Source organism: Microbacterium sp., from assembly GCF_036277215.1.
Lineage (GTDB): Bacteria > Actinomycetota > Actinomycetes > Actinomycetales > Microbacteriaceae > Microbacterium.
This window is the reverse complement of sequence record NZ_DASUNI010000277.1, coordinates 1-9656: the sequence shown is the minus strand read 5'-3', so window position 1 is coordinate 9656 and position 9656 is coordinate 1. Positions and strand designations below refer to the sequence as shown.

General features: G+C 65.3%; 10 protein-coding genes. 6 read left to right on the top strand and 4 right to left on the bottom strand.

The genetic code is table 11. The features are described 5' to 3' along the window. From yidC to rpmH, 4 genes are all read right to left on the bottom strand, one after another. Positions 1–684: membrane protein insertase YidC (gene yidC, locus VFX99_RS13650; protein WP_329666840.1), on the bottom strand; the 684-nt coding region annotated here is incomplete at its 3' end. 3 nt (positions 685–687) lie between these two features. Further along, positions 688–1047 (bottom strand): membrane protein insertion efficiency factor YidD, encoded by a 360-nt coding sequence (gene yidD / locus VFX99_RS13645; protein WP_329666839.1) that lies wholly within the window; start codon positions 1045–1047, stop codon positions 688–690. Further along, positions 1044–1379: a ribonuclease P protein component gene (rnpA, locus tag VFX99_RS13640; protein ID WP_329666838.1), complete on the bottom strand. Its 336-nt coding sequence runs from the start codon at positions 1377–1379 to the stop codon at positions 1044–1046. The genes yidD and rnpA overlap by 4 nt, the downstream gene beginning before the upstream one ends. 10 nt (positions 1380–1389) lie before the next feature. Further along, entirely contained in the window at positions 1390–1527 is a 138-nt protein-coding gene (gene rpmH, locus VFX99_RS13635) for a 50S ribosomal protein L34 (protein WP_329666837.1), read from the bottom strand. Between the two features lie 307 nt (positions 1528–1834). Between rpmH and dnaA the strand changes: the two genes are divergently transcribed. From dnaA to VFX99_RS13605, 6 genes are all read left to right on the top strand, one after another. Further along, positions 1835–3262 carry a chromosomal replication initiator protein DnaA gene (gene dnaA / locus VFX99_RS13630; protein ID WP_329666836.1) on the top strand — a complete coding sequence of 476 codons (1428 nt, stop codon included), beginning with the start codon at positions 1835–1837 and terminating at the stop codon, positions 3260–3262. A gap of 466 nt (positions 3263–3728) precedes the next feature. Then, positions 3729–4880: a DNA polymerase III subunit beta gene (gene dnaN, locus VFX99_RS13625; RefSeq protein ID WP_329666835.1), complete on the top strand. Its 1152-nt coding sequence runs from the start codon at positions 3729–3731 to the stop codon at positions 4878–4880. Between the two features lie 90 nt (positions 4881–4970). Then, the gene (recF, locus tag VFX99_RS13620; RefSeq protein WP_329666834.1) at positions 4971–6128 is read left to right on the top strand and encodes a DNA replication/repair protein RecF; all 1158 of its coding nucleotides are present in this window, start codon (positions 4971–4973) and stop codon (positions 6126–6128) included. Further along, entirely contained in the window at positions 6121–6666 is a 546-nt protein-coding gene (locus VFX99_RS13615) for a DUF721 domain-containing protein (protein WP_329666833.1), read from the top strand. Before recF ends, VFX99_RS13615 begins: the two co-directional genes overlap by 8 nt. Before the next feature lie 122 nt (positions 6667–6788). After that, a complete protein-coding gene (gene gyrB / locus VFX99_RS13610; RefSeq protein WP_329666832.1) occupies positions 6789–8843 on the top strand; it encodes a DNA topoisomerase (ATP-hydrolyzing) subunit B in 2055 nt (684 codons plus the stop codon). 104 nt (positions 8844–8947) lie between these two features. Next, positions 8948–9656: DNA gyrase subunit A (locus VFX99_RS13605; RefSeq protein ID WP_329666831.1), on the top strand; the 709-nt coding region annotated here is incomplete at its 3' end.

Below are 9656 nucleotides of genomic sequence, written 5' to 3'. Positions count from 1 at the left end.
GATCTTCTGCATCTGGTACGCCTGGCCGGTCTTGGCTTCTGGAGAGAGGTTCTTGGAGATGATCTGCAGCTGTGTGAAGAATTGCGAGACGATCATCAGCACGACCAGCACCAGAAGGATGCCGACGGTGACCTGCCAGCCCACAGCCTGGGCCTCCCACGCACCCACCAGCGTGTCGTGCAGCGACGCGACCCCGAAGAGCTTGGCGTTGTAGAACTCGGTCATGAGCTCGTTGTTGAGGGGCCCGACGCCGGTGTGGTTCGGATCGGTCTTGATCGTCTGAACGCCGTTGAGCACGCTGAACAGGGCGAAGAACACGGGCATCTGCACCAGTAGTGGCAGACAGCTCGCGAACGGGCTCGTGCCGTGCTTCTTGTACATCCCCATCGTCTCGCGGCTCATCGCCTCGCGAGACAGCTGGTCCTTTTTGCCTTTGTACTTCTCCTGAACTTTCCGCAGTTCAGGGGCGATTTCCATCATCTTGCGCTGGCTCTTGATCTGCCTCACGAACAGCGGGATGAGCGCGCTGCGAACCACGATCACCAGTCCGATGATCGCCAGCACCCAGGTGATGCCCGCTGCCGCGGGCAGCCCGATGAAAGTGAACAGCGCATGCCAGGCGACGAGCACCAGCTCGACCAGCCATTTGAGTGGCCAGAGGATGATTCCGATCAGATCCGGCACGGATCAGTCCTTTCTCAGGGGGCCCGGTACGACGAACCCCCACGGGGTCAATTCGTAACGGAAGTTCTTGTGCAGGGGTACGTCGTCGATGCCGCCCTCAGCCCACGGGTGACAGCGCGCGATACGAGCCGCCGCCATGACGGCGCCTTTGAGGGCGCCGTGCTGCTGAACCGCGCCGACCGCGTAGGCCGAGCACGATGGGTAGTACTTGCAGACGTCCCCATACGTATGGGAGATCGTCGCACGGTAACCATGGAGCAAGCTCAACACAGTATTCCGGGGAATAAGCGGTACGGACTGCCAGACAGCGGATGCCTCGAAGTGACCGTGTCCGGTCGCTGAGACGGGCAGCGTGGAACTCATGCCGCCCTCCGTGCGATGCAGCGCGAGACCTCGTCGTGCAGGACGCTGTATTCGGCGTCCGCTGCCGACGGCAGCGCGCGGATCACGACGTCGGATCCTGGCCGCACGGTCGTCAGCTCGTCGTGACACACGGCTTTCAGACGACGACGAACGGTGTTGCGGACCACTGCCGAGCCGACCTGCTTGCTCACGATGAAGCCGAATCGCGCAGGACGCTGCTCGTCGGTCGTGCGAACGTACGTCACGGTATGCGCCGCGGCACAGCGAAGACCCCTGCGGACGACGGCCTTGTAGTCCGCTCCGCGGGTGAGTCGGTTCGGCCTCGCAAGCACCGCTGGGGGGTCAGGCTGAGAGCTCGGTGCGCCCCTTGGCGCGGCGAGCGGAAAGGATGCTGCGGCCGGCGCGCGTGTGCATGCGAGCACGGAACCCGTGCTTCTTCGCGCGGCGGCGGTTGTTGGGCTGGTACGTGCGCTTGGTCATGAGATCACTTCCGGATCAGGTGTCACCGGGACGCTCAGACCGGGGACGTGGCTACGGGATTGCCATCGAGGCATAAGTCAACCGATTAAGGTTACGTTCCCGGAGTCGAGAACTCAAACTGAGCGGAACGGGCCTGCCATTATCCCGAATTCATCCGCAGACTCCTGGCAATGACACGCGGTGCAGTCTTACAGTGGAGTTTGCTCCCGTGAGGCCCGCTGACTAGCGTGGCTCGGGCAGTTATCCACAGGTTCGGCGTGCCGATCTCCGTTCGAACCTGCGGATCTTCAACACTCCCGGGGGGGCCATGTCATCGCACGAAGTTCCAGATGTTCCTGTCTGGTCAGCCGTGCTGGATGAGCTCGCCGCGGACGACCGTGTCACGCCCCAGCTGCAGGGGTTCCTCAGCCTCGCCGTGCCTCAGGGCGTCATGGGCGGAACGCTCTACCTCGACGTTCCGAACGACCTCACTGCCGCGCAGATCAACAAACGCATGCGAACGCCCATCATGGAAGCGCTCACAAGGGTCGACCAGCATCAGCAGCACGACCCGTCCGCGACCGCGTTCCGCGTCGTCGTCAACCCCGACCTCGCCGACAGCCGGCTGACCGCTCCCATTCAGATCCAGTCGGGCTCCCCCTCCGCGCCGGCCCGGCAGCCGATCGAAGAGACGATCGACGCGGCATCCGCGGCGTCGCGCAGCGACACCCGCCTGAACCCGAAGTACACCTTCGACAATTTCGTCATCGGCCAGTCGAACCGCTTCGCCCATGCTGCAGCGGTCGCCGTCGCCGAAGCCCCCGCAAAGGCCTACAACCCGCTCTTCATCTACGGCGACTCGGGTCTGGGCAAGACGCATCTGCTGCACGCCATCGGCGACTACGCACTCAGCCTCTATGCCGGCATCCGCGTCCGGTACGTGTCGAGCGAGGAGTTCACGAACGATTTCATCAACTCGATCGCGAACAACCGCGGCTCCGCCTTCCAGGCGCGTTACCGGGATGTCGACATCCTGTTGATCGACGACATCCAGTTCCTGCAGGGGCGCGCGGAGACCCAGGAAGCCTTCTTCCACACCTTCAACACATTGCACGATCACGACAAGCAGGTCGTGATCACCAGCGACGTCCCTCCGAAGCACTTGACCGGATTCGAAGACCGGATGCGCAGCCGCTTCGAGTGGGGCCTGATCACGGACGTACAGGCTCCCGACCTCGAGACGCGCATCGCGATCCTCCGCAAGAAGGCGCAGAGCGAGCGCCTGCACATCCCCGACGAGGTGCTCGAGTACATCGCGACCGTGGTCTCCTCGAACATCCGCGAGCTGGAGGGCGCGCTCATCCGCGTCTCCGCGTTCGCGAGCCTGAACCGCTCCACCCTCGACATGTCCCTGGCCCAGACGGTGCTCCGGGACATCGTCGACCAGGATGACGCGAACGTCGTCTCTCCGACCGACATCATCACGGCCACGGCACAGTACTTCAAGCTGACGGTCGACGACCTCTACGGATCGAGTCGCTCGCAGGCGGTGGCCACCGCCCGGCAGATCGCCATGTACCTGTGCCGCGAGCGCACGAGCCTCTCGCTTCCCAAGATCGGTCAGCTGTTCGGCAATCGCGACCACACGACGGTGATGTACGCGTACAAGAAGATCAGCGATTTGATGAAGGAGCGCCGGTCGATCTACAACCAGGTCTCCGAGATCACCGCGCAGCTCGGCCGCAACGCCCGCTGACCTGCTGCTGCTCGGGGCGGCTCCTCTACGGACTTATTCCGCAACCTTCCCCCGCAATCGGACGTATGCCGAAAGAAGTCCTTGACAGGGCCGTCGGGTGGGGGCATTATCCGCGTTCTGCACAGTGTGGAAAACCTGTGGATAACTCAGCGCCCCTGCGGAAACTCAAGGAGAAAACCGGGCGAGCCTGTGGAGAACTGTGGAAACTCGTCATCGCGCGGCGAGCTGTGGATAACGCACTCCGCAGCCGCTCCACATGTCACACCGTTGTAGTTTCGGTGTCCCGACACGCATCGACCGACTTATCCACAGTTCGCACAGGCGTTAAGAAGATGACAGAGAAATAGTTAATGGAACCGGTTCGATCACCTGAACGAAGCGAGCCGGACCCGCGCCGCGGTCTTGGGGTGCTCGACACACAGGGCACTAGCATGGGAGAGCCCAAGCCGATGTCAAGGGAGCGCCAGTGAGGTTCCACGTCAATCGCGATGTGTTCAGCGAGGCCGTGTCGTTCGTGGTCAAGCTCCTGCCGCAGCGCAATCCCCAGCCGATCCTGGCCGGCGTGCTCATTGAGGCATCCGAAAAAGGGCTCTCCCTGGCCGCATTCGACTACGAGGCGTCGGCTCGGACGACGATCGAGGCGACCGTCGACGATCCGGGCACGATCCTGGTGCACGGCCGCCTCCTGTCGGAGATCGCGAGCCGGCTCCCCAACGCTCCGATCCAGGTCGAGGTCGACGACGACGGCGGGATCGTCCTGACCTGCGGATCCGCGCGCTTCACACTGGCATCGATGCCCGTCCAGGAGTATCCGGCGATTCCGGAGGTGTCCGGCGACACCGGACTCGTACCGGCTGAGGACTTCGCAACCGCGATCGCACAGGTCGCATTCGCCGCATCCCGCGACGATGTCACTCCGGTGCTGACCGGCGTGCAGCTCGAGGTATCCGGAACCCAGCTGAGCCTGGTCGCCACGGACCGCTATCGCGTCGCGCTCCGCGAGATCCCCTGGGACGGCGGAGCTACCGCATCCGACGAGTCGACCACCGCGCTCGTGCCTGCGCGGACGCTGACCGAAGTCGGCAAGACCTTCGCGCACGGCGGCGACATCTCGATCGCCTTCTCGGGTTCGGGCGACCGCGAGATCATCGCCTTCACCGCGGGCAACAAGACCGTGACCTCGCTGCTGATCAAGGGTAATTTCCCGCCGGTTCGCCGCCTTTTCCCCGAGCAGACCGAACACCACGCGGTCCTGAACACGGCCGAGCTCGCCGAAGCGGTCCGTCGTGTATCCCTGGTCCTGGACCGGTCGGCTCCGCTGCGCTTCACGTTCACAACCGACAGCGTGTCGATGGATGCCTCCGGCACCGAGCAGGCGCGCGCCACGGAATCCGTCGACGCGAACCTCGTCGGCGAGGATGTCACCCTCGGGCTGAACCCGCAGTACCTGCTCGAGTCACTCGGAGCGGTCAAGAGCGAGTTCGTCCGGATCACGTTCACGTCGAGCGACAACGCGAACAAGCTCAGCCCGGTGCTGATCACGCCTCAGACATCCGTGGACAAGGCCGGCGCGGAGTCCTTCAAGTACCTGCTGCAGCCGAACCTCCTCCTCCGCTGAGCGCGCTCGTCACCGAGGCGGTCGAGTCGAGGCGTCGCCGTATAGACAGGGTCACCCGCCATGGTCGGACCAGCGGATTAGGGTGACACCGTGATCGTGGAGCACCTGAATCTCGTCGACTTCCGTAATTACACGGTCGCCGACGTCTCGCTGGGGCCCGGTCCGAATGTGTTCGTGGGACGAAACGGTCAAGGCAAGACGAATCTCGCCGAAGCGATCGCCTACCTCGCGACACTGGGGTCGCATCGCGTGTCGACCGATGCGCCGATGGTGCGCGACGGCGCGGATGCCGCCGTCATCCGCGCCCGCCTGGCACACGGGGATCGCCGGGTGCTGCTGGAGGCACAGCTCAACCGGCAGGGTGCGAACAAGGCGCGCGTGAACGGAGCTCCGGTGAAGAGTACGGATCTGCCGCGCTACGCCCAGGTCGTTCTGTTCGCTCCGGAGGACCTTCAGGTGGTGCGCGGGGACCCTTCTTCGCGCCGCCGATTCATGGATCAGCTCCTCGTGCAGCGCTCACCCCGGTTCGCCGGAGTGATCGGCGATTACGAAAGGGTCGTCAAGCAGCGCAGCGCGCTGCTGAAGTCGGCCCGCGCCCGGGGCTTGCGCGGGGAAAGCCTGTCCACGCTCGACGTGTGGGATGAGAAGCTCGTCGCTCTGGGCTCTGAGCTGATCAGAGCGCGCCTCGCGCTCGCGGCCGCTCTGCAGGGTCCTCTCACGGCGGCCTACACCGCGATCGCCGGTGCCGATCATCGGCCCGAACTCGAGTGGCTCCTCTCCATCCGTGGTGGCGATCCGGAGGAGGACTCCGACATCACGTCCGCGAGCGCGCACGCGCCGGAGGTCGACGACCTGTTCCGTCAGGCGCTCGCAGCCCGCCGGTCAGCCGAGCTCGACCGCGGCTTGACGCTCGTCGGCCCGCATCGGGACGATCTGCTCCTGCGCGTGCGCGGCCTGCCGGTCAAGGGCTACGCGTCGCACGGGGAGTCGTGGTCGGTCGCGCTCGGACTCCGGCTCGCCTCGGCTGAGCTGCTGCGCGCGGATTCGCAGCTGGGCGATCCGGTGCTCATCCTCGATGACGTCTTCGCAGAGCTCGACACCGATCGCCGCGCCCGCCTGGCCGAGCTGACCGCCGGCTACGAGCAGGTGATCGTGACAGCTGCGGTCGAAGACGACGTGCCCGTCGGGCTGCGCGCCCGAGTGGTGCGCGTGGAGGCGGGCCGCATCCTGGAGGCGACGGATGCCTGAGACCGGCGCGGCATCCGGGCCCGAGCCGGAGCGCACACCTGGCGATCCGTCCGATCCTGCCGAGATCATTCCCGAGACAGTCGCCACCTATCTGCGGCTGCGCGGTCTCGAACCCTCTGCGCGCGCGTACCGGAAGCGTCGGCGCCGCGGGCCCGACGACGAGAACGCACCGTTCACACCCGGCCGCGATCCGAAGGGGATGGCGGACGTCCTGGCCGACCTGACCCGGAATGCGGGCTGGGACTCCCAGCTGGCGCGCGAGGACGTGGTGCGGACGTGGGCGGAAGTGGCCGGCGAGGACACGGCTCGACACACCCGTCCGGTGGCATTCACCGAGGGCACCCTGACCGTTCAGGCGGACTCGACGGCGTGGGCCAAGCAGCTGCAGCTGATGCGATCGCAGATCCTGTCGGAGATCGTGCAGCGGTTCCCCGAAGCGGGCGTCGACGGCATCCGCTTTCTGGGGCCTGACGTCCCCTCCTGGAAATGGGGTCCCAGAACGACTCCAGGGCGTGGTCCGCGCGATACCTACGGCTGAGACACCTCGAGTCCTATCCGGGTGAAATCCAAGCCGCCACAGGGGCGTACATGGCGCGGTGGGGACGGGTTAGTTGGTAGGCTGAGGTGGCCCCGAATCACGATGTGGAGCGCACCGAGAATATGACGTCTGAGACCGCCGACAGCCTGCCCGAGCGACCCGAACAGCTCTCCGCGGAACCAGAACCAGCCGAACGGACGCACGTCCAGTACGGGGCCGACGAGATCCAGGTCCTCGAGGGTCTCGAAGCGGTCCGCAAGCGGCCCGGCATGTACATCGGCTCGACCGGCCCGCGCGGGTTGCACCACCTGGTGTCGGAGATCGTCGACAACTCCGTGGACGAGGCTCTTGCCGGGTACTGCGACACCATCGTGGTGACGATCCTGCCCGACGGCGCGGTGCGCGTCGAAGACAACGGCCGCGGCATCCCCGTCGACATGCACAAGTCCGAGGGCAAGTCGACGGTCGAAGTAGTCCTGACCGTTCTCCATGCCGGCGGCAAGTTCGGTGGAGGCGGCTACGCCGTCTCGGGTGGCCTGCACGGCGTGGGGTCATCTGTGGTGAACGCCTTGTCGAGTCGTCTCGAGGTGGAGGTTCGCCGACAGGGCTACGTCTGGCGTCAGTCCTACCGGGACGGCGGCGTCCCGCAGGCCCCGCTCGAACGCGCGGAGCCGAGCACGGTCACCGGCACGACGATCACCTTCTGGCCCGATGACTCGATCTTCGAGACCGTCGACTTCGAGTACGAGACGCTGCGGACCCGGTTCCAGCAGATGGCATTCCTCAACAAGGGGCTGCGCATCGAGCTGCGCGACGAACGCGCGGGATCGGCTTACGAGGAGGAGATCGAGCCCGGCGAGGTCGTGCTGCAGCAGCGCAACGACAGCTTCCTGTACGAACGCGGTCTGGTCGACTACGTCGAATACCTCAACCGCGTCCGCAAGGCGGAGCACGTCAACGAAGAGGTCATCGACTTCGAGTCCGAAGACACCGATCGCAAGATCGCGCTCGAAGTGGCCATGCAGTGGACCACCAGCTACACCGAGAACGTCTTCACTTACGCCAACACGATCAACACGCACGAGGGCGGCACTCACGAAGAGGGCTTCCGCGCGGCGTTGACGACACTTGTGAACAAGTACGCCCGCGCGAACAACCTGCTCAAGGAGAAGGAGGAGAACCTGTCGGGCGACGACGTGCGAGAGGGTCTCACCGCCGTCATCTCCGTGAAGCTGTCCGAGCCCCAGTTCGAGGGTCAGACCAAGACCAAGCTGGGCAACACCGAGGCGAAGGCGTTCGTGCAGAAGGTGGTCGGCGACCGGCTGGGCGACTGGTTCGACCGCAACCCGGCGCAGGCCAAGAACATCATCCGCAAGGCGATCGATGCTGCGACCGCGCGCCTCGCCGCGCGCAAGGCCCGCGAGACCGCGCGCCGGAAGAGCGTGTTCGAGAGCGCGGCGATGCCTGACAAGCTCAAGGACTGCACCTCGAAGGATCCGTCGATCAGCGAGATCTTCCTCGTGGAGGGAGACTCGGCGGGCGGCTCGGCGGTCCAGGGCCGTGATCCGCACACCCAGGCGATTCTGGCGCTGCGCGGAAAGATCCTCAACGTCGAGCGCGCCCGCCTCGACCGTGCGCTGGGCAACCGTGAAGTCCAGGCGATGATCCAGGCCTTCGGCACCGGCATCGGCGAGGACTTCGACATCGACAAGGCGCGGTACCACAAGATCGTCCTGATGGCGGATGCCGATGTGGACGGGCAGCACATCACGACGCTGCTGCTCACCCTGCTGTTCCGCTACATGCGCGGCCTGATCGAGGCCGGTTTCGTCTATCTCGCGCAGCCTCCGCTCTACCGCCTGAAGTGGTCGAATGCCCCGCACGAATACGTCTACAGCGATCGGGAGCGCGACGCGCTCCTGGCGGAGGGCCTCGCGGGCGGCAAGCGGATCCCGAAGGACAACAGCATCCAGCGCTACAAGGGCCTCGGCGAGATGAATGCCAAGGAGCTGTGGGAGACGACGATGGATCCTGAGACTCGGACGCTCCGACAGGTCACCATCGACGACGCCGCGGCCGCCGATGAGATCTTCACGATCCTGATGGGCGAGGACGTCGAGTCCCGCCGCGGATTCATCCAGCGAAACGCGAAGGACGTCAGGTTCCTCGATATCTGATGCACGGTCGGCGTTTCGTCTCCTTTCGCTCGCTCAACGGACGGTCGTTGAGCGAGGAGCGGAGCGACGAGACGAAACGCCGGAGCGAATGAAAGAACACACACATGACTGACGAAGAACGCCCCGTCCCCGTGCACAACCACGGCCACATCGACCAGGTCGACCTCCAGTCGGAGATGCAGCGCAGCTATCTCGACTACGCGATGAGCGTGATCGTGGGCCGCGCGCTGCCCCGCGTCGAGGACGGCCTCAAGCCGGTGCACCGCCGCGTCATCTACGGCATGTACGACGGCGGATTCCGCCCCGACAAGTCGTTCTCGAAGTGCGCCCGCGTCGTGGGTGAGGTGATGGGTCACTATCACCCGCACGGAGACGCCCCGATCTACGACGCCCTCGTACGTCTCGTCCAGCCGTGGTCGCTGCGCTACCCGCTCGCGCAGGGTCAGGGCAACTTCGGGTCACCCGGCAACCAGGGCGCCGCCGCCCCGCGGTACACCGAGACCAAGATGGCTCCGCTCGCGCTCGAGATGGTGCGCGACATCGAAGAAGACACCGTCGACTTCCAGGACAACTACGACGGGCAGACGCAGGAGCCGGTCGTGCTCCCCGCCCGCTTCCCGAACCTGCTGGTCAACGGCTCGGTCGGAATCGCGGTCGGAATGGCGACCAACATCCCGCCGCACAACCTGCGCGAGGTCTCCAGCGGTGCGCTGTGGTCCCTCGAGAATCCGGATGCCTCACGGGAGGAGCTTCTCGAAGCCCTGATGGAGCGCATCCCCGGGCCGGACTTCCCCACGCACGCGCAGATCCTCG

Coding starts and splice junctions, on each gene's coding strand:
- VFX99_RS13615 (WP_329666833.1), top strand. CDS start 6,121: ATGCCTGAGACCGGCGCGGCATCCGGGCCCGAGCCGGAGCGCACACCT.
- rpmH (WP_329666837.1), bottom strand. CDS start 1,527: ATGACCAAGCGCACGTACCAGCCCAACAACCGCCGCCGCGCGAAGAAG.
- dnaA (WP_329666836.1), top strand. CDS start 1,835: ATGTCATCGCACGAAGTTCCAGATGTTCCTGTCTGGTCAGCCGTGCTG.
- yidD (WP_329666839.1), bottom strand. CDS start 1,047: ATGAGTTCCACGCTGCCCGTCTCAGCGACCGGACACGGTCACTTCGAG.
- gyrB (WP_329666832.1), top strand. CDS start 6,789: ATGACGTCTGAGACCGCCGACAGCCTGCCCGAGCGACCCGAACAGCTC.